Source organism: Ruegeria sp. B10, from assembly GCF_056539825.1.
The window spans coordinates 107,547-121,907 of record NZ_JBQFVP010000001.1 but is presented as its reverse complement, the minus strand read 5'-3'; the positions used below and the strand labels follow the sequence as shown (position 1 = coordinate 121,907).

General features: G+C 59.2%; 14 protein-coding genes. 7 read left to right on the top strand and 7 right to left on the bottom strand.

The features are described from left to right. Positions 1-33 precede the first annotated feature (33 nt). The 4 genes from ACR0J4_RS00615 to ACR0J4_RS00600 all read right to left on the bottom strand — a co-directional run bounded on the left by ACR0J4_RS00615 (position 34) and on the right by ACR0J4_RS00600 (position 4,487). Entirely contained in the window at positions 34-1,095 is a 1,062-nt protein-coding gene (locus ACR0J4_RS00615; protein ID WP_170373670.1) for a methyltetrahydrofolate cobalamin methyltransferase, read from the bottom strand. A 9-nt stretch (positions 1,096-1,104) separates the two neighbouring features. Next, the gene (locus ACR0J4_RS00610) at positions 1,105-2,031 is read right to left on the bottom strand and encodes a methylenetetrahydrofolate reductase (protein ID WP_170641542.1); all 927 of its coding nucleotides are present in this window, start codon (positions 2,029-2,031) and stop codon (positions 1,105-1,107) included. 26 nt (positions 2,032-2,057) lie between these two features. Next, on the bottom strand, positions 2,058-2,354 hold the full coding sequence (locus ACR0J4_RS00605; RefSeq protein ID WP_170373668.1) for a virulence factor: 297 nt from the start codon (positions 2,352-2,354) through the stop codon (positions 2,058-2,060). 246 nt (positions 2,355-2,600) lie between these two features. Then, the gene (locus ACR0J4_RS00600) at positions 2,601-4,487 is read right to left on the bottom strand and encodes a PhoX family protein (protein ID WP_170641540.1); all 1,887 of its coding nucleotides are present in this window, start codon (positions 4,485-4,487) and stop codon (positions 2,601-2,603) included. A gap of 180 nt (positions 4,488-4,667) precedes the next feature. Between ACR0J4_RS00600 and ACR0J4_RS00595 the strand changes: the two genes are divergently transcribed. Together ACR0J4_RS00595 and ACR0J4_RS00590 are read left to right on the top strand one after the other, a co-directional pair. Continuing rightward, positions 4,668-5,780 (top strand): Ppx/GppA phosphatase family protein, encoded by a 1,113-nt coding sequence (locus ACR0J4_RS00595; protein WP_170373666.1) that lies wholly within the window; start codon positions 4,668-4,670, stop codon positions 5,778-5,780. Then, entirely contained in the window at positions 5,780-6,502 is a 723-nt protein-coding gene (locus ACR0J4_RS00590) for an RlmE family RNA methyltransferase (RefSeq protein ID WP_170641538.1), read from the top strand. The genes ACR0J4_RS00595 and ACR0J4_RS00590 overlap by 1 nt, the downstream gene beginning before the upstream one ends. On the opposite strand, the gene ACR0J4_RS00585 is transcribed toward ACR0J4_RS00590, so the two are convergent. The 3 genes from ACR0J4_RS00585 to ACR0J4_RS00575 form a co-directional block, all read right to left on the bottom strand. Next, positions 6,499-6,636, bottom strand: coding sequence for a hypothetical protein (locus ACR0J4_RS00585; RefSeq protein WP_170641536.1), 138 nt, complete (start codon positions 6,634-6,636; stop codon positions 6,499-6,501). The genes ACR0J4_RS00590 and ACR0J4_RS00585 overlap by 4 nt on opposite strands. A 152-nt stretch (positions 6,637-6,788) precedes the next feature. After that, complete coding sequence (locus tag ACR0J4_RS00580) at positions 6,789-8,678, bottom strand: cytochrome c3 family protein (protein ID WP_170641534.1); 1,890 nt, start codon at positions 8,676-8,678, stop codon at positions 6,789-6,791. After that, the gene (locus ACR0J4_RS00575; RefSeq protein WP_170641532.1) at positions 8,675-9,541 is read right to left on the bottom strand and encodes a YihY/virulence factor BrkB family protein; all 867 of its coding nucleotides are present in this window, start codon (positions 9,539-9,541) and stop codon (positions 8,675-8,677) included. The genes ACR0J4_RS00580 and ACR0J4_RS00575 overlap by 4 nt, the downstream gene beginning before the upstream one ends. A gap of 139 nt (positions 9,542-9,680) precedes the next feature. Here ACR0J4_RS00575 and ACR0J4_RS00570 point away from each other — a divergent pair, with 139 nt between their 5' ends. The 5 genes from ACR0J4_RS00570 to ACR0J4_RS00550 all read left to right on the top strand — a co-directional run bounded on the left by ACR0J4_RS00570 (position 9,681) and on the right by ACR0J4_RS00550 (position 14,331). Further along, positions 9,681-10,766 (top strand): AI-2E family transporter, encoded by a 1,086-nt coding sequence (locus ACR0J4_RS00570; RefSeq protein WP_170641530.1) that lies wholly within the window; start codon positions 9,681-9,683, stop codon positions 10,764-10,766. Positions 10,767-10,932: 166 nt separating this feature from the next. Further along, entirely contained in the window at positions 10,933-11,910 is a 978-nt protein-coding gene (locus ACR0J4_RS00565; protein WP_170641528.1) for an AAA family ATPase, read from the top strand. Positions 11,911-11,930: 20 nt separating this feature from the next. Then, positions 11,931-12,878: a DUF58 domain-containing protein gene (locus tag ACR0J4_RS00560; RefSeq protein WP_170641526.1), complete on the top strand. Its 948-nt coding sequence runs from the start codon at positions 11,931-11,933 to the stop codon at positions 12,876-12,878. Further along, positions 12,875-13,348 (top strand): DUF4381 domain-containing protein, encoded by a 474-nt coding sequence (locus ACR0J4_RS00555; protein ID WP_170747366.1) that lies wholly within the window; start codon positions 12,875-12,877, stop codon positions 13,346-13,348. Before ACR0J4_RS00560 ends, ACR0J4_RS00555 begins: the two co-directional genes overlap by 4 nt. Beyond that, positions 13,345-14,331 (top strand): vWA domain-containing protein, encoded by a 987-nt coding sequence (locus ACR0J4_RS00550; RefSeq protein WP_480668269.1) that lies wholly within the window; start codon positions 13,345-13,347, stop codon positions 14,329-14,331. The genes ACR0J4_RS00555 and ACR0J4_RS00550 overlap by 4 nt, the downstream gene beginning before the upstream one ends. Positions 14,332-14,361: the final 30 nt, after the last annotated feature.

Below are 14,361 nucleotides of genomic sequence, written 5' to 3'. Positions count from 1 at the left end.
AGGGCCCGGCCTTTGATCTGATAGCGCAGAAAATCAAGCACGACGACGACGGCCACCGCCGCGACGACCGCCTGCTCCACCGGCCGCAGCCGCTTCTTCAGGCGATTTGTTGAACTTGATCCATGCGCCGCCGTGAGGGTCGTTGTTGGTCAGCAGGTTGGCGGCGCGGATAGCCTCCATCTCCTTGCCGGCACGTGGCTGGGTCGAGCCGAGACCGAACATTTGGACGAAGGCCTCATCATCCATGCCTTCGGGCAGGATGATACCAGCTGCGGCAACGGCCTCTTTCTTCTCGGCGATTTTCTTCTGCGTCGTCGGCAGAGCAACCGGGTTCATGATCGCAGAGGTCATGCCAGCACCCATCGCCATCGGCAGGAAGGCGTTGTTGATGCCGTGACGGTTCGGCAGACCGAACGAGATGTTGGACGCACCACACGTGGTGTTCACACCCAGTTCCTCACGCAGACGGCGGACCAGAGCGAAGACCTGCTGGCCAGCGGTTGCCATCGCACCGATCGGCATAACCAGCGGGTCAACAACGATGTCATGCGCCGGGATGCCGAAATCAGCGGCACGCTCAACGATCTTCTTGGCCACGTCGAACCGTACATCGGGGTCTTCCGAGATGCCGGTGTCGTCGTTCGAGATCGCAACAACCGGAACGTTGTATTTCTTGACCAGCGGCAGAACCAGCTCCAGACGCTCTTCTTCGCCGGTGACCGAGTTCAGCAGCGGACGGCCTTCAGCCGCCTCAAGACCGGCCTCCAGCGCGCCAGGAACCGACGAGTCGATGCAGAGTGGGACGTCAACCAGACCCTGAACCAGCTCTACGATCTGGCGCATCAGCGGCGGCTCGGTCTCGTTCGGGTTAGGGTTCGAATTATAGACGACGCCTGCGTTGATATCCAGAACGGTCGCGCCTGCAGCGACCTGCGCCAGCGCGTCTTTTTCGACGGTCGAGAAGTCGCCCGCCTCCAGTTCAGCAGCCAGTTTCTTGCGGCCCGTTGGGTTGATCCGCTCACCAATCACGCAGAACGGTTCGTCAAAGCCCAGAACGGCGGTTTTTGTTTTTGATTCTACGACTGTACGGGTCATGTCCGTTCCTTAAGCGTTGGCCGGCTTCGCCGAAGCGCCGCCGTTGTTGATGGCCCAGTTGGCGTTGGTCTTGATGCCGCCAAGGGGGAAGAAGTGTACATTGGTGATGTTGAAATCCGGGTTTGCCGCTTTGTATTCGGCCAGCTCGGTGATCACATCGTTCGGCTCGTAAGGCAGCAGCAGCTTGGAGACATCCATGGCGCGTTTTTGCAGAACTTTCAGTGATGGGCCAACACCACAGGCGATGGCGAACTTGATTAGGGTCTGCAACTTGGCAGGGCCTGCGATACCGATATGAACCGGGATGTCGATCCCCGCCTCTTTCAGCCCGTTCGCCCATTCGATGATCGGTTTTGCGTCGAACGCAAACTGAGTGGCCAGCGCCATCTCGGCGTCGGTGGTTTCGCTGAATTTCTGTTTCCAGCGCAGCGCGTCGTCTACGTTCTTGGTCGAGCCGTCCGGGTCAATGTCCTTGTTACCCTCGGGGTGACCGGCAACGTGCAGGCGCTTGAAACCGGCTTTGTCGAACAGGCCAGACTCCAACAGTTGCATCGAGCTGTCGAAATCACCGTACGGCTTGGCCACGCCACCAGCCAGCAGCAGCGCCTGATCAACGCCCGCTTCGCCCTGATACATCGAGATCCAGTTCTCCAGCGTCGCGGCATCCTTGATGATACGCGCAGGGAAGTGCGGCATGACCGGGTAACCTTCGGCGGCGATGCGCTTGGCGGTTTTCACCATATCTTCGATCGGCGTGCCCTCGATATGGGCGATGTAGACACGGGTGCCTTCGGGCAGCAACGCGCGGAAATCTTCGACCTTTTCGGCGGTGCGCGGCATTACCTCGATCGAGTAGCCCTGCAGAAAGGCTTCGACGGTCGGATTTACAGGGCCGTTTTCGGCGGCATCACGTTTCTTGAAGTTCAGCAAAGCCATTGCGGCCTCCCATATAGATTTCGGGCTCATGCCCAACCGTCATTCGCGATCAGTGCCTTGATGCGGTCCTGATCGTATTCCGTTTCCAGACGCACAGCCTGCGCTTCGGCAATCTCGGACGGGTCGCCCTCAACCGCGAAAGGCTCGGCCTTACGCCATTCGGCCAGGTAGGCATCACTGTCCTTGGCATTCACCTTCATGGCGGCGCGGTCGATGGCCTGTTCAAACCGTTCTTCCAACTGCCGCTTTGCGCCACGACGGCCTTTGCCGACGATGACCTGAGCGGGAATGTCGCGCCAGTACACGATGGTGACGTCAGGCATAGCTGTGATTCCTCCTAACCAATGGGGCGGTTCTAAACGTCTATATTGGGCTAAGGAGGTCGGTTTTCGACACCCAGCGCCTTCCAAGCGACCTTTTTGCCTATGACGGTGTACAGTCGTTTTAGCCGGGTTTCACACAAAACCAGATATCAAAACTTTCAACGCTTGTATGAGGATGGCTCAACACAAGCAAAAACCCCGGGCGGTAACACCGTCCGGGGCTTGTTTTTAAGGGCGTTTTCGGCCTTAGCCGACCAAACCACCATCGTCACGCGTGACCGCGATGATGGCCGAACGTGGCACGGCATCGCCGCCTTCGGGCCAGTGGCTGTTGCCGTCCTCACCGGGGTGCTGGACGCCCACGAACATGGTGCGGCGATCCGGCGACCAGCTGAGGCCGGTGATCTCGCACTCATTCGGGCCGACCAGGAAGCGACGGATTTCACCGGTGACCGGGTCACCTGCCAGCATCTGGTTGTTGCCCTGACCTTCGAAATCACCTTCGTTGCCATAGTTGCCGTCGGTCTGGATCCACAGCAGGCCGTTGCTGTCAAACTTCAGACCATCGGGTGAGTTGAACATGTTCTCGGCATTGACGTTGTCCGACCCGCCATAGGTGTCCTGATGTACATTCGGGTTGCCCGCCAGCACATAGAGATCCCAGGCAAAGCCGGACGCGGTGTGATCGCCACCTTCCGGACGCCAGCGTACGATCTGGCCATAGTTGTTGGCCTCACGCGGGTTCGGACCATTGACCGAGGTGTCATCCCCACCGGCATTCGGCTTGACGCCCCGGTTCTTGTTGTTGGTCAGACAGCAATAAACCTCGGCCACGTTCGGGTTGGCAGCAACCCATTCGGGGCGGTCCATGGTAGTCGCGCCCACAGCAGACGCGCCCTGACGGGTGTGGATGCTGACCTCAGCCTGCGAGGCCAAACCGGTTGTCTCGGGCGTCAGGTCCAGCCATTCACCGGTACCGTCATCGTTGAACTTGGCAACCGACAGCGTGCCGTTTTCCAGCAGCGCGTTGGTATCGACGCCTGCCGCATAAACGCCGTCCGAGACGAAGCGATACAAGAACTCGCCCCGCTCATCATCACCCATATAGACAACGACCCGACCGTCATTATTGACCACAGATTCGGCGTTCTCATGCTTGAAACGGCCCAGAGCGGTCAGCTTGCGCGGGGTCGAGGTCGGATCGGTTGGGTCGATTTCTACCACGTAACCGGCGCGGTTTGGTTCATTTGGGTTCTTCGAGACGTCAAAACGCTCGTCGATCTTGGCCCAGCCATAACCCCAATCCTTGGAGGAGACACCGTAGCGTTTCAACTCGGCGCTGACTTCGTGGTTTTCGTCTTCGGCCGAGAAGTAGCCATTGAAGTTCTCTTCACAGGCCAGATAGGTGCCCCACGGAGTCATCCCGTTGCCGCAGTTGTTCCACGTACCTTTGCTGGTCGTGCCGGTCGGATCAGCGGCGGTTTTCATCAGGTCATGGCCCGCAGCCGGCCCGGTGATGGTCATGTCGGTTTGCGGCGTGATCCGGCGGTTATACGGGCTGTCCTTGACGATGCCCCATGCGCCGTCGGTGTTGGCAATCTCGACCACAGTCACACCATGGGCCATCATGCCCTTGGCAACATCGTCATCCGAGGCCGCCTTGGCATCCGGGTTGTTGCCCCACAGGATGTCACGGTTGGTGTATTCGTTGTTCACAACCAGCAGCACATGGCCGTCATGAAAGAACACATCCTGACCGTCGGTATTGTCGCCAAAGGCGCGTTCCTGACTGGCGGCGGTGCCACGGGTCGCAGGATCGAATTCAGGCGCGTCGGACCACAGCGGGTCCCCCCAGCGCACCATGACTTCCGCCTTATAGCCTGCGGGTACGACCACCTCATCGGCAGTTGAGACCGGAATCGCCTCGAACGAGAACCGATCAGCTGACGCGCGCGCACCCGTAGGCAGAAGCGAGCCGCCTACTGCGGTAAAGCTGCCCATGGCCAAAACGCCCCCCAGAAAGCCACGTCGCGACAAGGCGCGCTCGACCACACGGTCGAATTCACATTCCTCGGGGCGCGGATTTACGACTTCATCAAATTCATCGAAGGACAGGGTGCGCTCATCTTTCATGGCAGTCTCCGTATCTGGCTGTAAGCTTGTAGAGAATCCCGAAATGGGGATCGGCACGGGAATTGCATTTCAGTATGAACGCTGTGTGACACTCACGTTAAATTCAAAATTGAAATCACTTGCGCGTCGGCGAGACCCCGCCTAGGGTCAACTTAACTCGAAAATCGGAGGGCGTTACGAATGGCGCCCAAGCGTCCCAAAGGTGCGGGCGCGTTCCCGAAGGCGGTCGAAAGCCCCGCGCCGGCAAGACCCGATCCAGATGCACTCTATGCGGCGTTGGATTTGGGGACAAATAGCTGCCGCATGTTGATAGCCCAACCCAAGGGGAGCGGGTTCCATGTGGTCGACAGTTTCTCCAAATCCGTGCAGTTGGGCGCGGGTTTGGAACGCACGGGACGCCTGTCCCGGGCGTCCATGTCGCGCACTGTTCAGGCGCTGCGAATCTGCCAGCAAAAGCTGAAGCGCAACAAGGTCAAACGGATGCGTCTGGTTGCAACAGAGGCCTGTCGGCGCGCCAAGAACTCACGCGATTTTATCCGGCAGGTGCGGCGTGAAACCGGCCTGAACCTTGAGATCATCCAGCCCGAGGAAGAGGCCCGCCTGGCCGTTATCTCCTGCGCGCCTCTGGTGTCGACCAAGACCGAGCAACTGCTGGTCGTGGATATCGGCGGCGGCTCGACCGAGCTGGTGTGGATCGACATCTCATCGGTGCCGCGCCGCGATAGACCCGCGGCGATCATGCGTTTGCATAACGGCTTTCATACCGCCGACAGCCCCTTCCCGGCCGCCAAGGTTGTCGACTGGATCAGCGTCCCGCTGGGCGTCGCAACCCTGCGCGACCAGTTTCACGACGTTGAGGATGACTCGGCCCGGTTTGCGTTGATGAGCTGGTTTTTTGAGGAAAACCTCGCCGATTTCGCCCCCTACAAGGACGAACAGACCCGAGCGGGATTTCAGATCGTCGGCACTAGCGGCACGGTGACAACCGTAGCCGCCTCGCATTTGGGCCTGAAGCGCTATGACCGGACCAAGGTGGACGGTTTGCGCATGACCAGCGATCAGATTGACAAAGTCATACGTGGGTATTTAGAACTCGGCCCTCACGGGCGACGCCGGGACCCTCGGATTGGGGATGACCGGCAGGCTCTGATCATGTCCGGCTCGGCCATTTTGCAGGCCCTTTTGCGTTGCTGGCCCACCGACCGCCTTTCCGTGGCGGACCGGGGGCTGCGTGAAGGACTGCTTTATGCGCAGATGAGCGCGGACGGCGTATTGGAAGACGGACCGTTTTGATGGCGAAGACACCGAGTGGAAAAAACACCTCAGGCCGCGGACAGCGCGACCTGAAGGTCAAGGTGAAGACAGCGCGGGGGCGCAAGCTCAGCTCGACCCGGTGGCTCGAGCGGCAGTTGAACGACCCCTATGTCAAGCGTGCGAATGCCGAAGGGTATCGCGGGCGAGCGGCGTTCAAGATTCTCGAACTGGATGACAAGTTCCGTTTTCTGGTCCCCGGTGCGCGCGTCGTCGATTTGGGTTGTGCGCCCGGTGGCTGGCTGCAGGTCGCCGTCAAACGGGTAAATGCACTGGGCGAGAAAAGCGGCAAGCGTATCGGCAATGTTCTGGGTGTTGACCTGCAAGAGGTTGAACCGGTTGCAGGCGCGACGGCCCATGTGCTGGATTTCATGGAAGATGACGCGGACCTCAAGGTCAAAGAGTGGCTGGGCGGCAAAGCTGACGTTGTCATGTCGGACATGGCTGCCGCGTCCTCGGGTCACAAGCAGACCGACCATTTGCGGATCATGGCCTTGTGCGAAACCGCCGCTTACTTTGCCTTTGATGTATTGGAAGACGGCGGCACCTTTGTGGCCAAGGTTCTGGCTGGTGGCGCCGAGGGCGATTTGCAAAAGTTGCTCAAGCAAAAGTTCGAAAAAGTCGCAAACGTCAAACCGCCTGCATCGCGTTCGGACAGTTCCGAGAAGTTCGTGGTTGCAACAGGGTTCCGAGGCGGCGCCTAGTCCTCGAGCGCGATCTGACCGGCCAGCCGCTGTTCGCGTAACGACGCGGCTGCAATGCCTTGCAGCATCAGCCCCTCACCATGGTTCAGGTCAACCGGCTTGCGGTTCCGAAGTTCCGCTATCCGTTGATCCAATGAGACCTGCCTGCCCCGTGAGGCAGGATGTTTCAAAACATGTTCCGACATGTGACACCTTTTACGACCTTATGGCCTGACACCCTCGGGCATAGGTCTAAAGGTGAATTCTGCCGGGATGATGGCGCGAAACGGGCGCGTAAATGCCGTTCTTATGGCCCGAGTTGCCGGGACAGCTCTTGAAGGTTCGGATCATTGGGAATGCGCTGCAAGCCTTCCTGCAAAACCTCACGCGCAGCTTGCGGCCCGCGATTGATCTGCGCCAGCTGCACCAGCATCGGCCAGGCTTCGACGCGTTGCGGGTCGAGGGTCACAACCTCACGAAAGGCACGCTCGGCTGCTGGAGCGTTGCGAAAAGTCAGCGCCATTCCGCCCAGCACCATATGGGTTTCAGGGAAATCCAGACGGTTTGAGATTGCCCCTTGCCACTCGGCAGTGGCTTGCCCTGCCAAGATCCGCTGTTCCTCGGTCATTGCCTCGGGCGGGATTGTCAGGACCTCTTTCGCCGCCGAAATCCGAACGTTGCGCAGCGGGTCTGAGAGTAGCGGCTCCAACCGCTGCACCTGATCGCGGGGAGAGGCCTGGCGCTGCAAAGTCACAGCGTTGGCCCGAACCAGCGGGTCGGTATCCGTCAGCAACTCCGCCGTGGCGTCGGCCACCTGACGCGAGCCGAAGGGCTGCAGGAGATACGCCGCTGTTGCGCGCACGATCCCGGCCTGAGACGGATCGTTGGCAATCGCCAGTAGCCCTTCAGGACTGTCCGCCTGCCCCGCCATTACCGGAGCGAAGACCGAACCGAAATGCGGGCCGCGATGGGGTGAGTCCGGAAACCAGCCCTCGATTTGCGTTGCGGCCCATGGCTGGTCTTTGTCGGTGTGGCAGTCAGTACAGGCGTCCTGCCCAAGTCCCAAATCAGGGCGCGGCACACGGAAACTGTGATCTCGCCGACCGTCAACGCCCATATAGACACGCTCGATCATGTGGCAGGTCTTGCACTGTGCGCCTGCGCTGTCTTCGGGGTGGTGGTGATGATCAGGGGTGTCATAGTCCTTGCGCGCCAGAGTTGGGAAATCCGGATTGCCCGCCGGAGAATGGCATTGCGTGCAAACTCCGTTGCCCTCCGCCCTCAACGTTGCGCTATGGGGTTCGTGGCAGTTCATGCAGCCCACGCCCTGCGCGTACATCTTGGATTGCAGGAAGGACCCGTAAACATAGACCTCATCCAGAATCTGTCCGTCGGGGTGATAGGCCCCCGGTCGCAGAAGCGCCAGATTGTAGGCGTCGTGATAGGGCGTTCCGGGCAGAGGGTTGCCCTGCTCATGCGCCTCGCGACGGGAATGGCAGCCAGCGCATTGCTGGATTTCGGCCTCGGTCTGACCTTTGCCCCATGACACCGCGAACCCGGCCTCACCTACCCCTTCAGGCAGTACACGGCCATTGACCCAATCGATATGTGCCGAGCCGGGGCCGTGGCAGGCCTCACACCCGACGCCGATCTCAACTTGGCGAGACTGGTAGCTGCGGGTTTGCGCGTCGTAGTTTTTTTCAAAGCCGGTTGCGTGGCATTCGGCGCAGCGGGCGTTCCAGTTCTTGTAGGGTCCGGTCCAGTGCAGCCCGTCATCGGGCGGCAAATCCTGATCCGGATAGAGGTGATACCAGCGTTCGTTTTCCGCGTCCCAGACCACGTCGAAACTCTGCAATCGACCGGGATCGGTTTCGATCAGGTATTGTTGCAAGGGTTCTATGCCGACGACCGAGTGGACGTCATATTCGGTCATCACACCGTCTTTTTCAGTGACCTGAGCGGTTGGGACCTCGCTGCTATGGTCAAACAGGACCGACATACCGTCATGCTCAAAGCCGGTGCCATCAAAATCGGCAACCATCTTCCCTGCCCCGACCTCGGTCCAGGCCAGCGCGTGGTGAGAGTTTGCCCAGGCCTTGGCCTCGTCCACGTGACAGTCAGTGCATTGATCCGAACCGACATAGGACTGCGCGTTGGCGGCCCCGGCCAATGCAACAAAGATCAAAACCCACCTCATGCCCGGGCGCTTTCTTCGTCGCGCTGTATATCCATCAGAGCGCCGTTATACTCAGCCCCGAGGATCAGGATCGCCGCGCACAGATACAGGAAAATCAGCGCCGCCATGGCCCCAGCCAACCCGGCATAGGTGGCGCTGTAGCTGGCGAACTGGCCGATATAGATGGAAAACCCCCACCCACCTGCACCCAGCAGAACGAGTGTCAGAACAACGCCAGGCAAGATCTGCGTCACCCGATGGCGACCTGTCGGCAGGATCAGATGCGCCAGCAGGATCGTACCCGCCGGAACCGCAATCGTGAAGGTCCATCGCAGCCGGTCCACCGACAACCAGTTCGAGACATCTACATCCGTATGCTCGGAAACGAGCTGAGTATAGACAGGCAACACAACCTCGACCGCGGCGATGATCAGGATCGCAGCACCACCCAGAATGACCAGACCAATGCACAGCAGCCGCGTTTTCCAGAACGGCCAGCTGTCCTGATCGTGATAGGCCTGATTCATTGCCGCCCGCACCGCCGCGACTCCGTTTGAGGCGAAATAGACCGCCAGCAGACCACCGATGGTAATCACGCCCGAGCTGGAGTTCTGCAACACCGCGCGCAGCTCAGAGACGATCGGTTCAGCCACATCTTGTGGCCAAGCGCCGAAAATCAGCTCGATCAATTCGTCGTTCACATAGCCCTGAGACAAGGCGCCCGCCAGCGCCACGGTGAACAGCACAAAGGGAAATAGCGCCATCATCATCGACATGGCGACGTGGCTGCTCATGACAAAGCCGTTCTTCTCGCCAAAGCGTCGAACGGCCAGGAAAAGCGCCTTTATCAATCGGCTTGATATGGGATTCGCAGCACTGGACATAGGGAACTCTACCCTGCGCACCCTACGGGTAGAAGTCACCCAAGCGGAAAATCAATCATATAAATAATTGAGCGCATTGCATAAACTCTTTGCCCTGTGCAGGATCGTATCAAGCACCTTGCCTCAATCAGGTTTGCACATGCCTCTGGACCCGAACACCACCAAGGAAGTCCCCCGCGCCACACTACCCGTGGTGCGTGACACCTGTATTGTCGCGACCCTCGTGGTTTTGGGGTTATACGCCGGGGCCGCGTTCCTGATCCCCCTGACCATGGCGCTGCTGGTCAACGTGCTGATCATCGCGCTGAGCGATCGGATCGCCGCCCTGACGCGTGTCCCCGTCTGGCTCGCCAACATCGCCGGCGTCACCGTCGTTCTGGCTGGCTTGTTCATGATCATGTATATCCTCGGAAGTCAGGCCACCCAGTTCGCCCGCACCGTCGGCACCTATGAGGAGCAATTCGACAATGCCGTGAACCGCGTCGCCGGATTGGTGGGCAGCGACGTTACTCGCTTTATCCGGGACAATCTGGTCAGCATCGACATGTCCTACGTCGCCCGCATCCTGCTGGGCAGCGCGACATCCCTGTTAAACCAGTTCTTCCTGATCAGCCTCTATGTTGCGTTTCTGATGGCCGAGCGTTTAGCGTTTCGAAAGAAAATCCAGATGGCCGCCGGCAACCCACAAACTGGTCGAGAATTCGCGGCCATGCTGGATGCGATCTCGATCAGTCTGCAACGTTATGTCGGGGTCAAAACCCTGATCAGCCTAATCACGGCTGGCATCAGCTACAGCATTTTTCGCTTGCTGGGCCTTGAGTATGCCGAGACATGGGCGGTGCTGACCTTTGCGCTGAACTTCATCCCCTCGATCGGGTCGATCATTGCCGTCATCTTCCCGGCGATGATCGCTCTGGTTCAATTTGAAAGCATCGCGCCGTTTCTGGTGGTGGTCCTGGGCTGCGGCACCATCCAGTTCCTGATCGGCAATTTCCTCGATCCGGCGTTGCTGGGCCGGTCGCTGAACATGTCGACTTTTCTGGTCATCCTTGCCCTGATGTTCTGGACCACCGTATGGGGCTTGATCGGAGCCTTCCTGAGCGTTCCCCTAACGGTCTGTATCCTAATCGTCTTCAGCCACATCCCCGCGCTGAGGCCCGTCGCGATCCTCATGTCTCTGGATGGCAGGCTTGGGGATGACAGCAACGGCGCGGTTTCCGGCTAGTTTCGCCGCCGCGCAAAAACAATCAAATATAAGGAAGTCAGAATTCCTGTTGGTCTGCGCGGTGCCGCGCTGATAACATGTTCTCATTACTTGAAAATCCCGAATCCGGGCCTTTGCAGGTACTAGGCTGCACGGCCTGCCTTTCGGGCCGGAACGGGATATTTTTATGAGCGCACTCAATCAGATCATGGATCTCAGATCCCGCATGGCGCAGTCGATCATTGGACAGACCGAGGTGATTGATCGCCTGTTGATCGGTCTTCTAGCCAACGGCAACCTGCTGATCGAAGGGCTACCAGGTCTGGCAAAAACGCGCGCGGTCAAGGCCATGGCCAAGAACATGGATGCTCAGTTCAGCCGCATTCAGTTTACGCCGGACCTGCTGCCCTCGGACGTGACAGGGACCGAGATTTATCAACAGACGGACAAAGGCAGCGAATTCAAATTCGAACCCGGCCCGATCTTCGCCAACATCGTCCTCGCCGACGAGATCAACCGTGCGCCCGCCAAGGTTCAGGCCGCTCTGCTTGAGGCGATGGAAGAACGGCAGGTCACCGTGTCCGGCACCACCCACAAGATGGAGCCGCTGTTCATCGTCATGGCCACCCAAAACCCGATCGAGCAAGAGGGCACCTACCCTCTGCCCGAGGCGCAGATGGACCGGTTTCTGATGCATGTGCAGATCACCTACCCTCCGGTCGAGGATGAGGTTGAGGTCATCCGCCTCGTACGTGGCGAGGACATCGCCGCAGGCAAAGATGCCCCCAAAGAACGTCCGCCAGCGATCCCGCAGGATGCCATCTTTGATGCCCGTTCCGAGATCGGACAGATCCACGTTTCGGATGCAATGGATCGCTATATGGCCGATATCGTGCAGGCCACCCGCACGCCCGAGGCACTCAGCCCCGAATTGGCCAGTTGGATCGAGATCGGCGCCAGCCCGCGCGCCTCTCTTGCGTTGGACAAATGCGGACGCACTCACGCGTGGATGAACGAACGCGACTATGTCGACCCCGCCGATATCCGTGCCATTGCCCATGATGTGCTGCGCCATCGCGTGACCCTCAGCTTCGAGGCGCAAGGATCCGGCAAATCAGCAGATGACGTGATCGACGAGCTGTTGCGTTTGGTTGCGTTGCCCTGACCCTTAAGGATACCGGCCGCATGAGTCAGACTGCGCCATATTCCAAAGACCCGCGCATCCATGTGGATGCCGACCAGCTTGTGCGTCTTGGCCCCCGCGCCCGAGCGCTCAGCCTGTTGCCCCGTCAACCCGCGCGGTCGATCCTGAACGGCCGCCATGCCTCGCGCCTGCGCGGACGTGGCCTTAACTTTGAAGAACTGCGCGGCTATCTGCCCGGTGACGACATCCGGACCATCGACTGGAAGGTTACCGCCCGCACCGGAGACCCCCATGTGAGGGTCTATACCGAAGAGCGCGACCGCCCGGCCCTATTGCTGGTCGATCAGCGTGTTTCGATGTTCTTCGGAACCGTCGCCTATATGAAATCCGTCGTCGCCGCCGAGGCCGCAGCGATTGCCGCGCATCGCGTATTGGGTCAGGGAGACCGCGTGGGCGGCCTCGTCTTCAGCGACACCAGCGTGGCCGAACATCGCCCTCAGCGCCGCGCGACCGCCCTGACGCGATTGTTGTCTTCCATAGCGGCAGCGAACTCTGCCCTGCATGCGGGCCTGACGCCGGAACCGACCGTATCTTTGAACGATATGCTGACCGAGGCCGCGCGTGTCTGCCAAACCAGCGGGTTGATCTGCCTGTTCTCCGACTGCGACGGGCTGGATGACCGGTCGGAATCCCTGCTCCACCGTCTTGCGGCGTCGAACGATCTGATTGTGTTCAACGTCGCCGATCCGGCATCGCGCAGCTTGGCGCCTGACCTCAAACTGACCGTCTCTGACGGGGACGCGCAGATCGAAATCGACAGCTCCGATCCGGAGCTTTCCGCGAAAATCCGCGCCTCAATGGAGGACCGTCTTTCCCAGCTCCACAAATGGTCGCGCCGATACGGGTTCCCTGTGGTTCCCTTGACGACCTCTGAACCTGCGCTGGATCAGTTGATGCGCTTGTTCGGACATGGCGGAGCACGGCGATGAGCATCGACACCACCGGGAAATCTCTGGTCGACTTGCTGAACATGCTCGAACCCGCGCCCGAGCCTTCGCCCATTTCAATGACACCCCAGACATGGGGATGGGCTGTTTTGGCGGTCTTGCTGTTGATCGTTTTATTCGCGGCGGTTTCGGTCGTTCGCAAACACAGACGCGCCAACGCTTATCGAAGGGCTGCTCTGGCAGAGCTGTCCGTGCCAGACGTCCCGTCAGCAAAGATCGCCGAGGTGCTGCGGCGGACGGCTTTGGCTGCATATCCTCGGGATCAGGTCGCAGGTCTATATGGTGACGAGTGGATCAAGTTTCTGAAACAATCTTCTGATATGCCGTCATTAAACCAAGAATTAAGCCATGCGCTGACCGAAGCGCCATACAAGGCAACACACTCGAACGAAGACCTCACGCAAATGGCCCGGCATTGGGTCAAGTCTCACAAACCGTATCGGAGCGCATGATGTTTTCCTTCGCCGCGCCCTGGGTCTTCCTCTTGCTGCCATTGCCCGCAGCGGTGTATTTCCTTACCCCACCTCGGCGTGAGAAGACGGCCTCCGTCCGCATTCCCTTTTTTCGCCGAGTCGCGCAAGCCGCTGGTGTTGAACCAAAATCCGGCTCCGTGATCCGAAACCGCGCCAGACTGCAAACAGCCAGTATCATCACTATCTGGGCGCTTCTGGTTTTGGCCCTCGCCAGACCGGAGCGTTTGAGCGAGCCAATTGTGATCGAGAAATCCGCCCGCGATGTTGTTCTTGCCTTGGATATCTCAGGCTCGATGGATCAGCGCGACTTTCAGACTGACTCTGGCGCGCCGATGCAGAGGCTGGATGCAGTCAAAGGCGTTTTGAAACAGTTCATCGCCGAACGCGATGGCGACCGGATGGCCCTGATCATCTTTGGCACTCGCGCGTTCATTCAAGCCCCGTTCACCGAAGACCTCAATAGTTTGAATGGCTTCCTGGATCAAACTCAAGTCGGCATGGCCGGTCCAAACACGGCGCTTGGTGATGCGATCGGCTTGGGAATTCGCACATTCGAGTCCAGCGAAGTGGACCAGCGCCTGATGATCGTTCTCAGCGATGGGGCGGATACCTCAAGCCGTATGACGCCAGTTAATGCCTCGGCGATTGCTGCCGAGAAAAATGTGGTCATCTACACGATCGGGGTCGGAGATCCGAATGCCTCGGGCGAAGATCGCGTCGACCTACAGGCTCTGCAAGACATAGCCGACCGGACGGGCGGAGAGTATTTCTTTGCCGATGATACGACGGCTTTGGAGCAAACATACGCGCGCATTGATGAGTTGAACCCGCGAACCGTTGAAACCCAAAGCTATCGACCCCGGCAAAGCTTGTCCCATATTCCTTTGCTGCTGGCGCTGATGGCCATTCTGATCAGCACAACCGGGTTCCATATCTCCCGCCGAAAAAAGGGAGTGAGCTGACAATGGACATAACGGATTTCCATTTTATTC